The sequence below is a fragment of the Pseudomonas sp. PIC25 genome (assembly GCF_002286785.1).
In the GTDB taxonomy this organism is placed as follows: domain Bacteria; phylum Pseudomonadota; class Gammaproteobacteria; order Pseudomonadales; family Pseudomonadaceae; genus Pseudomonas_M.
In genome coordinates, this window is record NZ_MUJY01000041.1 from 44,368 (window position 1) to 61,006 (window position 16,639).

The 16,639-nt window shown below is 56.1% G+C and carries 15 protein-coding genes; 3 read left to right on the forward strand and 12 right to left on the reverse strand.

Features of this window, described 5'->3' with window-relative positions; all coding sequences use genetic code 11:
• Together BZL41_RS03555 and BZL41_RS03560 are read left to right on the forward strand one after the other, a co-directional pair.
• Nucleotides 1-1,548 carry an ATP-binding protein gene (locus tag BZL41_RS03555; RefSeq protein WP_174706130.1) on the forward strand — a complete coding sequence of 516 codons (1,548 nt, stop codon included), beginning with the start codon at nt 1-3 and terminating at the stop codon, nt 1,546-1,548.
• A 2-nt stretch (nt 1,549-1,550) separates the two neighbouring features.
• Nucleotides 1,551-2,891: a sigma-54 dependent transcriptional regulator gene (locus BZL41_RS03560; protein ID WP_095598023.1), complete on the forward strand. Its 1,341-nt coding sequence runs from the start codon at nt 1,551-1,553 to the stop codon at nt 2,889-2,891.
• Between the two features lie 16 nt (nt 2,892-2,907).
• On the opposite strand, the gene thiO is transcribed toward BZL41_RS03560, so the two are convergent.
• The 7 genes from thiO to BZL41_RS03595 are packed head-to-tail and all read right to left on the reverse strand — an operon-like array spanning nt 2,908 to nt 10,177.
• The gene (gene thiO, locus BZL41_RS03565) at nt 2,908-3,999 is read right to left on the reverse strand and encodes a glycine oxidase ThiO (protein ID WP_256578067.1); all 1,092 of its coding nucleotides are present in this window, start codon (nt 3,997-3,999) and stop codon (nt 2,908-2,910) included.
• A 60-nt stretch (nt 4,000-4,059) separates the two neighbouring features.
• On the reverse strand, nt 4,060-4,500 hold the full coding sequence (locus tag BZL41_RS03570; RefSeq protein ID WP_371916474.1) for a type IV pilin protein: 441 nt from the start codon (nt 4,498-4,500) through the stop codon (nt 4,060-4,062).
• Entirely contained in the window at nt 4,482-7,661 is a 3,180-nt protein-coding gene (locus BZL41_RS03575; protein WP_095598025.1) for a pilus assembly protein, read from the reverse strand. The genes BZL41_RS03570 and BZL41_RS03575 overlap by 19 nt, the downstream gene beginning before the upstream one ends.
• Nucleotides 7,662-7,672: 11 nt before the next feature.
• On the reverse strand, nt 7,673-8,179 hold the full coding sequence (locus BZL41_RS03580; RefSeq protein ID WP_095598026.1) for a PilX N-terminal domain-containing pilus assembly protein: 507 nt from the start codon (nt 8,177-8,179) through the stop codon (nt 7,673-7,675).
• The gene (locus tag BZL41_RS03585; RefSeq protein WP_095598027.1) at nt 8,176-9,207 is read right to left on the reverse strand and encodes a PilW family protein; all 1,032 of its coding nucleotides are present in this window, start codon (nt 9,205-9,207) and stop codon (nt 8,176-8,178) included. Before BZL41_RS03585 ends, BZL41_RS03580 begins: the two co-directional genes overlap by 4 nt.
• Nucleotides 9,204-9,647, reverse strand: coding sequence for a type IV pilus modification protein PilV (pilV, locus tag BZL41_RS03590; RefSeq protein ID WP_095598028.1), 444 nt, complete (start codon nt 9,645-9,647; stop codon nt 9,204-9,206). Before pilV ends, BZL41_RS03585 begins: the two co-directional genes overlap by 4 nt.
• Nucleotides 9,647-10,177 (reverse strand): GspH/FimT family pseudopilin, encoded by a 531-nt coding sequence (locus BZL41_RS03595; RefSeq protein ID WP_256578068.1) that lies wholly within the window; start codon nt 10,175-10,177, stop codon nt 9,647-9,649. Before BZL41_RS03595 ends, pilV begins: the two co-directional genes overlap by 1 nt.
• Before the next feature lie 106 nt (nt 10,178-10,283).
• Between BZL41_RS03595 and BZL41_RS03600 the strand changes: the two genes are divergently transcribed.
• Complete coding sequence (locus tag BZL41_RS03600; RefSeq protein ID WP_168190935.1) at nt 10,284-10,793, forward strand: GspH/FimT family protein; 510 nt, start codon at nt 10,284-10,286, stop codon at nt 10,791-10,793.
• Nucleotides 10,794-10,809: 16 nt separating this feature from the next.
• Here BZL41_RS03600 and ispH read toward each other — a convergent pair whose 3' ends face one another.
• The 5 genes from ispH to ribF form a co-directional block, all read right to left on the reverse strand.
• On the reverse strand, nt 10,810-11,757 hold the full coding sequence (ispH, locus tag BZL41_RS03605) for a 4-hydroxy-3-methylbut-2-enyl diphosphate reductase (RefSeq protein WP_095598029.1): 948 nt from the start codon (nt 11,755-11,757) through the stop codon (nt 10,810-10,812).
• An 81-nt stretch (nt 11,758-11,838) separates the two neighbouring features.
• Complete coding sequence (locus BZL41_RS03610) at nt 11,839-12,276, reverse strand: peptidylprolyl isomerase (RefSeq protein WP_095598030.1); 438 nt, start codon at nt 12,274-12,276, stop codon at nt 11,839-11,841.
• Entirely contained in the window at nt 12,269-12,772 is a 504-nt protein-coding gene (gene lspA / locus BZL41_RS03615) for a signal peptidase II (protein WP_095598031.1), read from the reverse strand. The genes BZL41_RS03610 and lspA overlap by 8 nt, the downstream gene beginning before the upstream one ends.
• Nucleotides 12,773-12,805: 33 nt before the next feature.
• Nucleotides 12,806-15,637 (reverse strand): isoleucine--tRNA ligase, encoded by a 2,832-nt coding sequence (gene ileS, locus BZL41_RS03620; RefSeq protein WP_095598032.1) that lies wholly within the window; start codon nt 15,635-15,637, stop codon nt 12,806-12,808.
• Nucleotides 15,638-15,651: 14 nt separating this feature from the next.
• Nucleotides 15,652-16,593, reverse strand: a complete 942-nt coding sequence (gene ribF, locus BZL41_RS03625) for a bifunctional riboflavin kinase/FAD synthetase (RefSeq protein WP_095598033.1) — start codon at nt 16,591-16,593, stop codon at nt 15,652-15,654.
• Nucleotides 16,594-16,639: the final 46 nt, after the last annotated feature.

A 16,639-nucleotide genomic window follows, 5' to 3' on the forward strand; every position in this document is an offset into this window, starting at 1 on the left:
ATGTTGCGCCTCTATCACCTCTACCGGCTCTGCATCGGCCTCGCGCTGGTGCTGTTGATCTCCAGCGAACTGGACGATCAACTGCTCAACCTGTTTCACGAAAAGCTGTTCCGGTACGGCAGCTGGTTCTACCTCGGCATCAATGCGCTTTTTGCGGTGCTGGTCCAGCGCCCGAAGCATGTCGCGCAGATATTCAGCCTGGCACTGGTGGACGTGATCCTGCTGGCCGCGCTCTTCTATGCCGCTGGCGGGACGTCCAGCGGTATCGGCAACCTGCTCATCGTCGCAGTGGCTATCGCCAACATCCTGCTCCGCGGGCGTGTCGGCCTGTTGATCGCCGCCGTGGCCAGCATTGCGATGGTCTACCTGGTGTTCTACCTGAGCATCAGCCGTCCGGCGATCGCCAGCCAGTATCTGCAAGCCGGCGCACTTGGCGCGCTCTGCTTTGCCGCCGCGCTGTTCGTGCAAAGCATCACGCGCCGCCTCCAGGTCACTGAGACGCTCGCCGAACAGCGCGCCACGGATGTCGCCAATCTGGAAGCGCTCAACTCGCTGATTCTCCAGCGCATGCGAACTGGCATTCTGGTACTCGACAACCAACACCGCGTGATCCTGGCCAACCAGGGCGCCCTCAACCTGCTCGGCCACGAGAAACTGACCGGACGGATTCTCGATCCCTACTGCCCCGACCTGATTCAAAGCCTGAAACAGTGGTTGAGCAATCCGACACTGCGCCCCTCGAACTTCAAGGCGCCCAAAAGCGGGCCGATGCTGCAACCCAGCTTCGTTGCCCTTCAGCGCGGTGCCGAGCAGCACACGCTGGTATTCCTCGAAGACATTTCCCAGATCGCCCAACAGGCACAGCAACTGAAACTGGCCTCTCTCGGCCGCCTGACCGCCGGCATTGCCCACGAGATCCGTAATCCGCTCGGTGCCATCAGTCACGCCGCCCAATTACTACAGGAGTCCGACTCGCTGGACGAAGCGGATCGACGGCTCGCTCAGATCATTCAGGATCATTCGCGGCGAATGAACCTGGTCATCGAGAACGTGCTGCAACTGTCCCGCCGCCGTCAGTCGGAACCGCAGTTGCTCGACCTGAAATACTGGCTCCATCGCTTCGCCAGCGAATTCCGCACCTCTGCCCGCCCCGACCAGACGCTGCATATACTGACCGAAGGCAGCACCATCCAGACACGCATGGACCCGCATCAACTGACCCAGGTTCTGACCAATCTGGTGCAGAATGGCCTGCGCTACAGCGCTCAACTTCATTCCCAAGGGCAAGTCTGGCTGAGGCTGTTCCGCGATACGGACAGCGACCTTCCCGTCCTGGAGATATCGGACGATGGGACCGGTGTGCCCGAGGAGCAACTGCAGCACCTGTTCGAACCCTTCTACACCACTGAAAGCAAAGGCACCGGTCTTGGGCTCTACATCTCCCGGGAACTCTGCGAGAGCAACCAAGCCCGTCTCGACTATAAACCGCGTGAGGGTGGCGGCAGCTGCTTCCGCATCACCTTCGCCCATCCGCGCAAGCTGAGTTGAACATGAGCATCCGGCAAAGAGCCCTGATCGTCGACGACGAACCCGATATCCGCGAACTCCTGGAAATCACTCTGGGACGCATGAAGCTGGACACCCGCAGCGCACGCAACGTCAAGGAAGCCCGTGAGTGGCTGGCGCGCGAGCCTTTCGACCTGTGCCTCACCGACATGCGGCTGCCTGACGGGAGCGGGATGGACCTCGTCCAATACATCCAACAGCGCCACCCGCAGGTCCCGGTCGCCATGATCACCGCCTACGGCAGCCTGGATACCGCCGTCAATGCCTTGAAGGCCGGCGCCTTCGACTTCCTCACCAAGCCGGTGGATCTGAACCGATTGCGCGAGCTGGTCGCCACCGCTCTCCGCCTGCGCTCACCCAGCAGTGAAGAGGCTCCCGTCGACAATCGACTCCTGGGCGAATCCCCGCCCATGCGGACGCTGCGCAAGCAGGTCGCCAAGCTCGCCCGCAGCCAAGCCCCGGTGTATATCAGCGGTGAATCGGGCAGCGGCAAGGAACTGGTTGCCCGGCTCATTCACGAACAAGGCCCGCGCACGGAACAACCCTTCGTGCCGGTGAACTGCGGCGCCATTCCCTCTGAACTGATGGAAAGCGAATTCTTCGGCCACAAGAAAGGCAGCTTCACCGGGGCCATCGAAGACAAACAAGGCCTGTTCCAGGCCGCCAACGGCGGAACCCTGTTCCTCGACGAAGTCGCCGACCTGCCTTTGCCCATGCAGGTCAAGCTACTGCGCGCCATCCAGGAGAAAGCTGTTCGCGCTGTGGGGGGGCAGCAGGAAGTCATGGTCGACGTGCGCATCCTCAGCGCCACGCACAAGGATCTGGCAGCGGAAGTCGCCGCCGGACGCTTCCGCCAGGACCTGTATTACCGCCTGAACGTCATCGAGCTGCGCGTACCGCCCCTGCGGGAGCGTCGCGAAGACATTCCCCTCCTGGCCGATGTCATGCTCAAACGCCTCGCCGAAGGCACCGGCCAACCTCCGGCAAAACTTACCGCCGAAGCCCTGGAGAAGCTGAAGAACTACCGTTTCCCCGGCAACGTGCGCGAACTGGAAAACATGCTGGAACGCGCCTACACCCTCTGCGAGGACGACCTGATCCAGGCGCCGGATCTGCGTCTGGCCGACGCATCCGGTGCTGCGGAAAGCGGCGAGGCCAGTTTGGCCCAGATCGACAATCTGGAAGACTACCTGGAAGAGATCGAGCGCAAGCTGATCATGCAAGCGCTGGAAGAAACCCGCTGGAACCGCACCGCAGCAGCCCAACGCCTGGGGCTCACCTTCCGTTCGATGCGCTATCGCTTGAAGAAACTGGGGATCGATTGATCCCCTTCGCTAAGCGTTAACCAAGCCTTCCGGCTGGTGCATATGGCGCCGGATCGACAATTGGCGGACGCCCCAGCATCAGGTCTGCCAACAGCCGGCAGGAAGCAGGTGCCAGCACCAGCCCATTCCGGTAGTGCCCGCAATTCAACCAAAGTCCTTCGAAACCGGGCACCGGGCCAATGAACGGAATCCCCTCCGGCGAGCCCGGGCGCAACCCCGCCCAATGCCCGGCCACCTCGGCCTCCGCCAGAGCCGGCAGCAACTCGGCGGCCGAAGCTTTCAAGCTCTCCAGCGCCTCCTTCGTCGGCGTCTTGTCGAACCCCGCATGCTCGAGCGTGCTGCCCACAAGGATATGGCCGTCACGCCGGGGAATGGCATAGCGCCCCTTGGCCAGCACCATGCTAGGCAGAAAATCCTCCGCACACTTGTACAGAATCATCTGCCCCTTGACCGGCTCGACCGGTAACACAACGCCAAGCTTGCCCAGCAATTCGCCACTCCAGGCGCCGGCGGCGACGAGAACGCGATCTGCGGGGATATTTCCATGAGACGTCGTGACAGAATTCATTTTGTCACTTTTAAGGACGAATCCAGTTACCTCGCAATCTTCCAGCAAAACAACATTTTGCATTTTGCCAAGCGAGTCGCGTAGCGCTTTGGCCATGCGGGGATTTCTGATATTCGCGACGCCAATCATATGGATAGCATGAGTGAAGCCCCCACCTAACTCGGGCACTGCCGCTCGGACAGATTCGATATCTACTGGCGATAGTGGACGCCCATTTTTTCTAGCCCACGCAAGCGCCTCTGCTTCGTCATCCAAGTCCAGCCAATACAAACCCGTGGCATAAACCTCGGGATCAATTCCTGTCTGCTTGTACAACCAGTCACCAAAATCAGGATAGAAATCTTGAGACCAATGTGCCAAGGCAGTAACAGCGGGGCTATAACGCCAGGGATATAGCGGCGAAACTATCCCTCCTCCCGCCCAAGTGGATTCTTTACCGCTCGCCCCTCGCTCCAACACAGTGACATCTAGCCCTTCTTCGGCCAGAAAATGCGCAGAGAGCAAACCAATAACACCTGAACCGACGATCACAACCTTCACGAAATCCCCCAAAGAAAACAGGCCGCATCAAGCGGCCCGTTATACAACAGAGGGCGTGCCTTACCAACAATCGGTCACCGATTTGGTGTTCGTACCTGTAGCCAACCCACGCACCCCAGACTGGGTCAGAGTGAAATCACCACAGGCATCCGAACCCATCGGGGTTTGACGAGTGGCCTTGAGCGTGAACGTTGTCGCGGTCGGATTGCCAGTTACAGCAATCACATAGTTAGTGGTCCCACTTGCAGGTACGTTCGCCGTAAATACCGCAGCAAGACTTCCGTTAGCCCCCAGATATGTATTGTTAACGGAATAATACCTTTCCAGTGCTTGAGCAGCTTCTAATAGAGCAGCGGTGGCTTCTGCTCGCTTGGCCCGATTCACATACTCGGTATAACTCGGATAGGCGATCGCAGCCAGGATACCGATGATCACCACAGTGATCATCAGTTCGATCAGAGTAAAGCCCATACTATTCCGTTTCATTGAATTTGCCGCCATGACATTCTTCCAGGTTTACCGCCACTACCAGCAGCAGTGTTTTGCTCAATTCCGCCATCACCAAGGCCGGAACTGTAGAGCGAATCGAACCCATCACCAAAGATAGCCCCCGGCGAGTCCAAGGTACCATCCCCCAGCTTGAAGCCACTGGCATCACACGAATTACCACCGCCACATCCAAGCATGTCGGATGTATTGAAGTATCCATCACCATTGACATCGAAAACTGTGGTATCGAGCCTTCCACCTGTTAAAACATTAAGTCCCAAAATCCAGCTTTCACCACCGGAAAGGCACGGATCGGGAAGAGGCGTGAAAGTGGAAACAAGCATGCGGTCCTTGTTCACCAGCGGCATACTGATCACTCTTTCACCTGCATTCGTGGTACCGACTCGCAAATCTAGGTACCAACCGAACTTGGTAGTCCAGTCCACACTATTCTGCGATACGATTCGGAATTCTCGACCATTACTAGTGGTTTCGGAAGAAATCGTTTGCTGAACTAACGTACTCACCAACACAGTTCCGTCATTATTTCGCCCTCGGTCCCAGATTCCATAGAGAGACTGAAGAGCAGTATTGGTTTTGTCGCCGGTTTCCAGATACTTACCTGTACCGAAAACAACCAGTCGTCCCTGAGCAGGGTGGCTGATAACACGCACCTTACCGGTGATCGGCTGCCGAACCGTGCCTTTCTTGGCCTGAAAAAGCAGTGAACCTTCCCAGTTGTTGGCATTGCTTGCTGTCAAGTCGAATTTCCAAAGATTACCCTGAATATCACCGCCATAAATGTATGTGATACGCCTGTTGGCATCCAAAAAAGCCGTAACGGCTGATAATCCATTGTTCAATGTCTCATCGGAGTCACTGACTACGATCTTCTTGATCAAGGCGCCAGTCGTAGCATTAACAATATACAAAGCAGCCTTGCCTCTATTACTGGCATATCCGTTACCGAAAATCGCCACCCAAGTATCATTTTGAGTCCGGGCGATTGTGGGTTCGCCAAACACATAACCTAGGTCATTCCAATCCGCTTCCGAGCCACTTGTGGTATTGCTATCCGGTGCCGTGTGCTCCCAGAGTACATCTTCCGCTCCGAAACTGGCACGATCCGTCACATCGAGAGCAAACACCCCCCGACCACCAGAGCCCAACCCGCCTGCAAGGTAAGTTTTCCATGCAGAACCGTTATAAACATCGCCTAAGCCAAAAGAGCCATCTGCATAAAACTGATGATCGTAATCAGACTCCATCAACGCGATTAGGCCTGGCGTTGCCCCAGGGCTGATTGTGCGCTTCTTGAACAAAGTAGAGGGCACATAGGCAAAGGCCTCTTCGCCTGTACTGCCATTAAAGGCATGCACCATACCATCGTTAGCCCCTACGATGACCAACGGCGTTCTATTAGCTTTGGCCGTGAGGTACTCGAAATAGCTATCCGCCGGCTCACCCGTAGCGTCAGTATTAGGGACGTTATATCCATTGTTTTGCGCACCAACAAACTTCGGATCCGAGTTGATGATGTCGCCCAATGGCAGATTTCTCGAGCGGAGCCTAATACTTTCATAAGGCGTTCCAAGAGCTACCCCATCATTCTCACCTCTTAGCCACCCCAGTCGAAGACGAGCATTTTCCTCCGTATCGGTAACAGCACTAGTGGTCTTAAATAGGCTTTCACGCTGATCTGTGGTTAGGTTATCCCAAACCAATGAGCGACCAGACGTTCCGTTGTATGTAAATATATTTCGAGAAGAGGCGTTTGGAATCTTACCTTGAGTAGAAGTCGTCCATGCCAAGCTACCAACATCACCGTTTTCTTCTACGTTGAAGGCCCTGACCTCGCCCGTCCAATCCGCGCTATTAAAGCGGGCCTGATAAATCAGGGTATCTTCCTGAATGCGGGTAGAGTTCGCAGTGATCGCTGATGCAGAGCTGGTTTGCTCTCGAATAGATTGCAAAGCTGAGTTCATAGCTGCAGCCAAGCTATCAGCATCATTGGCAGTATAATATGAACCATGCCCATACTCGGCTGCATCACTCAGCATCTGATTGGACTCAGCAAAACCAACTGTAAAGGTCTGTAGATTTTGCTTAACGAAGCCGAGGGAATTATAGCTTTTACCCGCCAAATCGTTTCCACTTTTCATCATGTCGATGTCATAAGAAAACTTAGCAATATCATCTAGATATAGAGTATACCCTTCATCCTCTTCCGTAACTCCTTGCGGCTGATAACCATCCGAATATTTTGGCGAGGGTGTAAGGCTCGCTGTCGCAGGTGCGAGGCCATCCCAGTTAGGCAGGGATGCAGACGTATCCGCCACATCGTCCGGGTCGTTAGAAGGGAATGTAGTGTCATAAGTGGGCAAGCCATCCGTTATCACAATTCCAAAATTCTTCTGACAACGATACTGAATTGGGCTGGTGTAAGTACCAGTTTGCCCACTGCCTTTGGACAGGCCTCTAAAATAGCGACTAACCTCATAATAGGCCTCAGCCAATGGAGTGGAAGTATTGGGGGTTAATGCATCGATTTTTGTATTCAGCGTACTTTGAGTAGAACCAACAGCGGCCTCCAACTCACCACCAGTTTTCCCAATAAAACTAAAAAGCCCGAAACGCATAGAAGAATTATTAGCGATTACGTTTTTAGCAACGGACTTAGCCACACTCATGCGAAAATCTTTTGGAAACCCTTCAAGAGCTGTGAAATCAGTTCCCGTTTCGTATTTTCCTACTAGATACGCTATGTAGTTTTGAACAAACCAAGTATTCCCTCCACCAACAGGATCAGGAAACCTCAAGCATTTTGTAGAAACACCATTCAAGCGAAAACTAGAGAAGTCAGTAGCGCACCCACCTTGCTTCATGTCACTCTTCGTAATATAAGTACCACTTTCTGACGCCAAGTCCTGCCACCGACTACCATTCCAAAAATCTACAGAACCACCCTGAAAATAATTAACATCATTATCATAGCCCTGTTCCCAGATGATATGCCGCATACTTCCCGAATCATCCATCAACAGCATGACATTTGGAGAAACAGCTGAAGACAGGTACAAGGGCTGGTTCGGGAAAGGTCCAATAGCATAGGCAGGGGATGCCACGTAAAGGGCAAATGCTGCCCCTATGAGGACACTCTTGATATTACGCATATTTTCATTCCTCAACGGCTGTAGGTTGCTTGTAGCAAAACCACAGCATCGGTCGAACCACCCACGGCCCGAGCCGTAATGCGGTATGAATTGACGACAGAAACTTCGATTTGATCGGATGGGCCAGTGGCTTGCGTCGTAAGCCACTCAATGACATAGCGTGGAACCGAATTCACCCCTGCCAGACTGGCGCCTGCACGCGAGCGACTTGCCCAAGGATAGTTTGCCGCGGTAGGTTTCGCACCGGTGTAATCCGGACTGAGCAGCCCTCCGGTTCCACTGGCGGTAAAAGTTGGGCTCTGCTCTCGCAGAAAAGCCTCACCTTCACGCAAAGCAGCCTCCGCCGCTTGGAAAGCCAAATTACGATCTCGCTCGTTACCTGCCATTCGCTCTTGTAACGTCGAGTCTTGAATGGAGGAAACACCAATCATGGTTAGCAACAGTAAAAAGACCAAACTGATAATCAGTGCAGAACCACGCTGACGCATGAAATCGACTTTTTCATGATTCTTCTTCATCGCACACGATTCCTAATCGCTACAGCCGATCCGAAAACCTGGCGAAGTCTCCCATCAGCAGGAACGGCAGCACCGTTGAAAGTTAACTGCTGTGCGGCAGCACCGCTGCCTACTACATTTCCTTCAGTGCTTTGCATCAGCAGACTAAACCGAACGCTTACAACTTTCGACCAATCAGTGACGTTATTTGCTGTCTGATAACTATTGGCAATCATACTGGCTCCCGTCGCAACGCCATATTCGATCTGCATATCTTGCACACCCTCAACCAACTCCACCGGATTGGCACTAGCATCGCTCCGATTAGCAAATTTTTTCGTCACCCACAAAGCCCGGATAGGATCACCGGATGCAGTAGCACGCCCGGTATCACGAATAAAATAGTCAATACTTTCAAACGCAAACAACTCGGCATCATCTCCATAGGCTTTACTCAGCCTATTGCTTGTATTGTAGTTATTTGCGTGAGCTATCGTCTCATGAGAACTCCCACTCGACACGTTGGTTGCCCTGAAGATATCCGCCGAGAGACAATCTGATATGAACAGCGCATCCCCTGCGACCAACTCCAAGGTATTGGTTTCGATCTGAATATTGGCATTGTCGGTCGACATATTCCCGACCAACCCAACCCCGGCATTGGATGCCTTGCGTATCGAAAGAACATCAGTACCCGCCACTGCATTCCAAGAGTTGGTGGCGGCGATGTTATTCACCCCCCCAATAATTTGCCCTAGAGGATTAGCCACATCGATTGGCGCCGGATTTGCGATCACATTAATAGCGATTTCATCGATATTGCCACATCCCATAAAACCAGCCATACGAATGTCCTTGGCAAGGAAACCTACCGCGAACCGGCCATTTTCCTGAACTCGTGCCATGGAATCTTGCAATCGATGACTGGATTTGCTGGCCAGAAACATTTGAATGACCGCGGCCCCAATAATCAGGCTCAACGCCATAGCCACCAGTAACTCAACCAGACTCAAGCCTTTACTGCGATAAAAAGAAAATGACCGACTCATAAGCAATTCTTCTCGCACAGTCGGGTTTCAAAGGTGAATTGCTGCGCACCTTGCCCCCCTACCTTTGATTCGTCCCATTGCACGATCACTCGTAGTGTCTGTCCACTTCGAGAGATTGCCCCAGTCCCTGCCGGCAATTGGCTGCTTAATGCAGCTTTCCACGTCCGAAGATCCTGATCGGCAATGGAAGTGCCGGTTGATGCCGCTGCGGTCAAAGATATGTCATAAGACCCTGCTAAGGCTGCGGGAGTATTAGCACGCATTCGATCAACGATGTCATAGGCAAGGAACGTTGCCTGCGATCTCACCGAAGCCGTTTGATTGACTCTCATCGCATTCAGTTGAAGCCCGACCATCCCCAAGATGCCTATACCCAGCACCAACATGGAAATTAGTATTTCAATAAGACTGAAGCCTTTCATGGTATTGCGACTCGGCATCACTGGCACTCCTTGCGCTTGACGGTGGCGCGCCCCACCGCATTTATGGTGATGATCCGTTCATAGCGGCAGTAGCTAGTTCCTACGTTGAGACTGAAATTGGTATCCGTTCCTGCGGTGACACCGCTCAAACGACCATCAGAAGAGAAAATCACTTGGGAAGTCTGTGATGTAAGAGTATTGGAAGCAGTCCAGGCAGGGAAAAGGCGCAGCAACTCGCTATCGTCGAAAGTATTATTACCGTTCGAATCCACCCAGACTCGCCATCCCTGATGCCAGTTTCCGTTATTCAGTGCCGATACGCGAACTGCCGCACCCCGCTTGATTGCTTCACTTCGCGCCAAATTAAAAGCATTGGTGAGAAGATTCGTCTGTGTCTGGGTGCGGTTGGATCGGATCAGATCCTGAAAGCTTGGCACTGCGAACGAGAGGATGACCGCCAATACGGCAATGGTCACCATCATCTCAATGAGCGTAAAACCTCGTGAGGATTGCATGGAAAAACTCTCTGTTTCAGTGCGGTCAACCATAGGGGGCTCAATCACCGCTGTCATGAGGAAGCGGATGACCGCTCAAGGAATGGCGACAACCGGACACCCCTCAGTAAACCGAACGGATACAAAAGGTAGGATACCCATGAAAAACGTGAATGGATTCACGCTACTGGAAGCTATTACCTCGACTATGGTGCTGATTATCCTGGCATCGCTCGCAATTCCCTACTTCGGAAATCTGCTACGAATTCAGCAGCTCGAGAGCAGCACTCAAGCCATGCAGACGAGCCTATCGCTCGCACGACAGGAAGCAATTAAGCAAGGGAAGAGTTTTACGTTGGCCCCAACAGGAATGACATGGGCCGATGGATGGACGCTATTTCAAGATGCCAATAGAAACGGGGCACCCGACTCTGGAGAGCTCGTCTTCAGAAGTTTTCCTCCATTACCAAATGGAGTGATTCTCGTGGGAAATGAAAACGTGAGCGAATACATCCAATATACACCTGATGGGCGAACCACTCTATTGAATGGCGGATTTCAGGCGGGAACATTAACTCTGTGTCGGCAGGGAACTACGATTAGTTACGAGCTCATCCTAAGCAAGAGCGGAAGAGTCCGTCGGAATAAACAGCAACACACCTGCCCATAGAAGCAGCCGGTTGATGCTACCCCAAAACCCGCACCCTCAACTCCTTCGGCATGGAGAACGTAATATTCTCCTCACGCCCGCTCAATTCCGAAACTTCTCGGGCGCCCCATCCGCGCAGGCGTTCGATGACGCCTCGTACCAGTCTTTCCGGGGCAGAGGCGCCAGCGGTGATGCCGATGTTGCGGACGCCGTCGAACCAACCTCGCTGCAGGTCTTCGGCACCATCGATGAGGTAGGCTGGCGTTCCCATGCGTTCGGCCAGTTCGCGCAGGCGGTTGGAGTTGGAGCTGTTGGGGCTGCCGACCACCAGTACCACATCGCACTCGTCAGCAAGCTGTTTGACGGCATCCTGGCGGTTTTGCGTGGCGTAGCAGATGTCGTCCTTGCGCGGTCCGCCGATGTTGGGGAAACGCTTGCGTAGCGCGTCGATGACGCGGCTGGTGTCGTCCATCGACAGGGTCGTCTGGGTGACGAACGCCAGCGAGTCTGGGTCCCGTACCTGAAGACGCTCGACATCCTCTTCGTCTTCGACCAGATAGATGGCGCCACCATTGCGCTCATCATACTGACCCATGGTGCCCTCCACTTCGGGGTGGCCGGCGTGACCGATCAGGATGCATTCGCGACCGTCGCGGCTGTAACGCGCCACTTCCATATGGACCTTGGTTACCAGTGGACAGGTGGCATCGAAGACTTTCAGGCCGCGTCGATCGGCCTCCTGACGCACAGCCTGAGAAACTCCGTGCGCACTGAAGATAACGATGACGTTGTCCGGTACCTGGTCCAATTCCTCTACGAAGATGGCACCGCGGGAACGCAGGTCTTCGACGACGAATTTGTTATGCACCACCTCATGCCGCACATAGATGGGCGGCCCGAAGACTTCCAGGGCGCGGTTGACGATTTCGATGGCGCGGTCGACGCCAGCGCAGAAGCCGCGGGGGTTGGCAAGTTTGATGAGCATGGCGTTGTCTCGGCGCGCAGAGGCAGGTTTTGCGGAGTTTAACGCGTTTCCTCTTCCAGCATGGGGAGAGGAAACATGGCGTCAGAGCGGACGTACTTCGAGAATATCCACTTCGAAGTTCAAGGCCTTTCCGGCCAGGGGATGGTTGAAGTCGATGGTGACCTGCGTTTCGTCGAAGGCTTTGACGATGCCGGGAAGCTCGGTGTTTGCCGCATCGTTGAAGATCACCAGCAGCCCTTGCGACAAGTCCATGCCTTCGAACTGGCTTCGCGGCATGATCTGTACATTCTGCGGATTGGGCTGGCCAAAACCCTGCTCCGGTTCGATCGGCAGCACACGCTTGTCGCCAGCCTTCAGGCCGTAGAGCGCTTGCTCGAATCCGGGCAGCAGGTTGCCATCGCCCACCTTGAACGTTGCTGGCTTCTTATCGAAGGTACTGTCCACCACCTCACCGTTTTCCAGCTTGAGGGCGAAATGCAGGGTGACTTCCTTATCCGGGCCTATACGCTGTTCAGTCATGGGCGGGTTCTCCGGATTTCTTACTCTTTAACATATCCAGCGCCAGCATGACGGCGCCAACGGTGATGGCGCTGTCGGCCAGGTTGAACGCAGGGAAATACCAGCGGCTCTGCCAGTGCACCAGAATGAAGTCGACCACATGGCCATAGGCGATGCGGTCATAGAGGTTTCCCAAGGCACCTCCCAGGACCAGTGCCAATGCGATTGCCAGCCAAGTCTCGTCCGTCTTGAGACGTTTGAGCCAGACCAGCAGCACGGCACTGACGACAACGGCGATCAAGGCGAACAGCCAGCGCTGCCAGCCAGACTCTCCGGCGAGGAAGCTGAAGGCCGCGCCGGTGTTGTAGGCCAGGGTCCAGCTGAAATAGTCAGGGATCACCACGATCTGCTGGTACAGGCGCAGCGTATCCTCGAAATAGAACTTGCTGGCCTGGTCAAGCACGACGACCAGCACGGTGAGCCAGAGCCAGGAAAGCTTGCCGAAGCGAGACGTCATACCGTCACCTCGACAGCCATAAAGCAACGTGCCTCAGGCATAGTGCCGGACCTCACCCTGCCCTTCGATGTTCTCGACGCAACGGCCACAGATTTCCGGATGGGCCGGGTTGACCCCGACGTCCTCGCGGTGGTGCCAGCAGCGGCCGCATTTGGCGTGCTCGGACTTGCGCACCAGCAACTTGAGTCCAGCCAGCTCGCTGGCTACCGCATTGGCCGGCGCATCGGCCAGCGGCGCCAGGGTCGCCGTCGACGTAATCAAAACGAAGCGCAATTCATTGCCCAGTTTGGCCAGATTCGTAATGAGCGACTCTTCGGCGTAGAGAGTAACCTCCGCCTGCAGGTTGCCACCGATAGCCTTGGCGGTACGCTGATTCTCCAGCTCCTTGTTCACGGCGGCCTTGACTTCCATCACGCGCGCCCAGAAATCTCGGCCCAGCTCTGCATCGCTCGGCAGCGAGCCAAGCCCCTGGTACCAAGTATTCAGCATCACCGACTCGTTACGCTTGCCTGGCAGATACTGCCAGATTTCCTCGGCAGTGAACGCCAGGATCGGCGCGATCCAACGCACCAGCGCCTCGGCGATATGGAACAGGGCCGTCTGGCAGGAGCGCCGGGCGACGCTGTCGGCCGCCGTGGTGTATTGACGGTCCTTGATGATGTCGAGATAGAAGCCGCCCAACTCCTGAACGCAGAAGTTATGGACCTTCTGATAGACGTTCCAGAAACGGTAGCTACCGTAGGCCTCTTCGATCTCGCTCTGGAGCAACGCCGCACGGTCCACGGCCCAGCGGTCCAACGCCAGCATGTCATTGGCCGCGAGTAAATCCTTGGCCGGGTCGAAGCCGTTCAGGTTGGCCAACAGGAAACGCGCGGTATTACGGATACGCCGGTAGGCATCCGCACTGCGCTGCAGAATTTGCTGGGAAACCGCCATTTCGCCGGAGTAATCGGTTGCCGAGACCCACAGGCGCAGGATGTCCGCCCCCAGGCTATCGGTGACTTGTTGCGGGGCGATCACGTTGCCCAGCGACTTGGACATCTTGCGGCCGTTCTCATCCACGGTGAAACCGTGGGTCAGCAACGCCTTGTACGGAGGATGCCCGTCGATGGCGCAGCCGGTCAGCAATGAGGAATGGAACCATCCGCGATGTTGGTCGGAGCCTTCGAGGTAAAGGTCGGCACGCGGCCCCTGAGCATGACCGAGCGGGTGCGAACCACGCAGTACATGCCAATGCGTGGTGCCCGAATCGAACCAGACATCCAGGGTGTCGCTGATCTTGTCGTATTGCGCAGCCTCATCACCGAGCAACTCGGCGGCGTCGAGTTTGAACCAGGCTTCGATACCCTCTTTCTCGACACGTTGGGCTACCGCCTCCATCAGCTCCGGCGTGCGCGGATGCAGTTCGCCGCTGGCCTTATGCAGGAAGAAGGGGATCGGCACCCCCCAGTTGCGCTGACGCGAGATACACCAGTCCGGACGGCCGGCAATCATGCCCTGCAGACGCGCCTGGCCCCAGGAAGGAACGAACTCGGTCTGCTCGATGCCGGCCAATGCACGCTGACGCAGGGTATCGCCCTGGTTCGGCTGCTTGTCCATGCCGACGAACCACTGCGCCGTTGCGCGATAGATCAGCGGAGTCTTGTGGCGCCAGCAGTGCATATAGCTGTGGCTGATGCTTTCGTGTTTCAGCAGGCAACCGACCTCGGCGAGCTTCTCGACGATCTGCGGGTTGGCCTTCCAGATGAACTGCCCGCCGAAGAACGGCAGGGAATCGACATAGACACCGTTGCTCTGCACCGGATTGAGGATGTCGTCGTTATGCATCCCATAGCGCTTGCAGGTGACGAAGTCGTCCTCGCCATAGGCCGGCGCCGAGTGAACGATCCCCGTACCGGCATCCAGCGCCACGTATTCGGCCAGGTAAACCGGTGACAGACGCTCGTAGAGCGGATGACGGAAGTTCAGATTCTCCAGGCGCTCGCCCTTGGTCGTGGCGACGACCTGCCCCTCGAGGCCATAGCGTTTCAGGCTGGCCTCGACCAGCTCAGCCGCCAGCACCAACAACTTGTCGCCGATGTCCACCAGGGCATAGTCGAATTCGGGGTGCGCATTTAGCGCCTGGTTAGCCGGGATGGTCCAGGGTGTGGTGGTCCAGATCACGATGCAGGCGGGCTTGCCCAGGGAGTCGAGCCCGAATGCCTCTGCCAGAGCCTTGTCGTCGGCACTTGGGAACGCCACGTCGATGGCATCGGACTTCTTGTCCTGATATTCGACCTCGGCTTCCGCCAGTGCGGAACCGCAGTCGAAACACCAGTTGACCGGCTTCAAACCTTTGAACACGAACCCTTGCTTGACCATCTCAGCCAGCGCGCGGATTTCCCCCGCCTCGTTGGCGAAATCCATGGTCTTGTATGGATTATCCCAGTCGCCGAGCACACCGAGACGAATGAAGTCGGCCTTCTGCCCTTCGATCTGCTCGGTCGCGTAGGCACGGCAAAGTTCGCGGGTCTTGTCGGCGGGCAGGTGCTTGCCGTGGGTGGTTTCCACCTTGTGCTCAATGGGTAGGCCATGGCAGTCCCAACCCGGCACGTAGGGTGCATCGTAACCGGCCAGAGTCTTCGAACGGACAATGATGTCCTTGAGAATCTTGTTGACCGCATGACCGATGTGAATATTACCGTTGGCATACGGCGGGCCGTCGTGCAGGACGAACTTCGGGCGCCCCTCGCCGATCTGCCGCAGCTTCCGGTACAGGTCAATGCTGCTCCAGCGCTGCAGCATCTCCGGCTCGCGCTGGGGCAGGCCGGCCTTCATCGGAAACGCCGTTTCCGGCAGGTTGAGGGTCGCTTTGTAGTCGGTCATGTCGTTCAGGCTCTTTATTGAAGCGGTTGACCGAGCCAGTAGGCCCGGGCGGCGGCGATGTCCGCATCGATCGCCGTCTTCAGCGCCTCCAGGGAGGCGAAACGCTGCTCGTCTCGCAGCTTGTGGTGGAATGCCACCGTCAGGCGACGGCCATACAGGTCGCCGGCAAAATTCAGCAGATGTACTTCCAGGTGGGCCTGTCCGTCGCCCTTCACGCTCGGGCGGACACCGATATTGGCCACACCCTGCAGGCGCCGCCCATCGTCCACCCTGGCACTGACCAGATAGACGCCGGACAGCGGAACCCGGCAGCGCTTGAGCTGCACGTTCGCAGTCGGTGCGCCCAACTGACGACCGAGCTTCTGGCCATGCAACACCCGTCCAGTGATGCAATACGGCCGGCCCAGCAAGCGCTCGGCCAAGACGAAATCGCCCGCCGCCAGCGCTTGGCGGACACGTGTGCTGCTGACACGCTCGCCATCCAGTTCGACGGTTGCCGCCGCTTCGACCGTGAAACCCTCGCCAGCGCCGGCCTGTTGCAGAAACTCGAAATCGCCGGCACGATCGCAACCGAAGCGGAAATCGTCACCGACCTCCAGATGCTTCACTCCCAGCCCCTCCACCAGCACCGCATGCACGAACTCGGCCGCGCTGAGTTCACGCAAACGTCGGTTGAAAGCCAGACATAGCACCCGATCGACGCCCTCGGCAGCCAGCAGCTCGAGCTTGTCGCGCAGGCGCGTCAAACGGGCCGGAGCGCTATCCGGAGCGAAGTACTCCCGCGGCTGAGGCTCGAAGATCACCACGCAACTGGGCAAACGCAACTCCGCCGCACGTTCGCGCAGTCGCTTAAGGATCGCCTGGTGACCACGGTGCACCCCATCGAAATTACCGATGGTGGCAACACAGCCCCGATGCTGGGGAAGCAGGTTATGAAGACCTCGGACCAGCTGCATAACACGCATCTTGCTCACAAAGTGGCCGATTATACGCACACCCGAG

Coding starts and splice junctions, on each gene's coding strand:
- BZL41_RS03555 (WP_174706130.1), top strand. CDS start 1: ATGTTGCGCCTCTATCACCTCTACCGGCTCTGCATCGGCCTCGCGCTG.
- BZL41_RS03560 (WP_095598023.1), top strand. CDS start 1,551: ATGAGCATCCGGCAAAGAGCCCTGATCGTCGACGACGAACCCGATATC.
- BZL41_RS03570 (WP_371916474.1), bottom strand. CDS start 4,500: ATGGCGGCAAATTCAATGAAACGGAATAGTATGGGCTTTACTCTGATC.
- BZL41_RS03575 (WP_095598025.1), bottom strand. CDS start 7,661: ATGCGTAATATCAAGAGTGTCCTCATAGGGGCAGCATTTGCCCTTTAC.
- BZL41_RS03580 (WP_095598026.1), bottom strand. CDS start 8,179: ATGAAGAAGAATCATGAAAAAGTCGATTTCATGCGTCAGCGTGGTTCT.
- BZL41_RS03585 (WP_095598027.1), bottom strand. CDS start 9,207: ATGAGTCGGTCATTTTCTTTTTATCGCAGTAAAGGCTTGAGTCTGGTT.
- pilV (WP_095598028.1), bottom strand. CDS start 9,647: ATGCCGAGTCGCAATACCATGAAAGGCTTCAGTCTTATTGAAATACTA.
- BZL41_RS03595 (WP_256578068.1), bottom strand. CDS start 10,177: ATGGTTGACCGCACTGAAACAGAGAGTTTTTCCATGCAATCCTCACGA.
- BZL41_RS03600 (WP_168190935.1), top strand. CDS start 10,284: ATGAAAAACGTGAATGGATTCACGCTACTGGAAGCTATTACCTCGACT.
- ispH (WP_095598029.1), bottom strand. CDS start 11,757: ATGCTCATCAAACTTGCCAACCCCCGCGGCTTCTGCGCTGGCGTCGAC.
- BZL41_RS03610 (WP_095598030.1), bottom strand. CDS start 12,276: ATGACTGAACAGCGTATAGGCCCGGATAAGGAAGTCACCCTGCATTTC.
- lspA (WP_095598031.1), bottom strand. CDS start 12,772: ATGACGTCTCGCTTCGGCAAGCTTTCCTGGCTCTGGCTCACCGTGCTG.
- ileS (WP_095598032.1), bottom strand. CDS start 15,637: ATGACCGACTACAAAGCGACCCTCAACCTGCCGGAAACGGCGTTTCCG.
- ribF (WP_095598033.1), bottom strand. CDS start 16,593: ATGCAGCTGGTCCGAGGTCTTCATAACCTGCTTCCCCAGCATCGGGGC.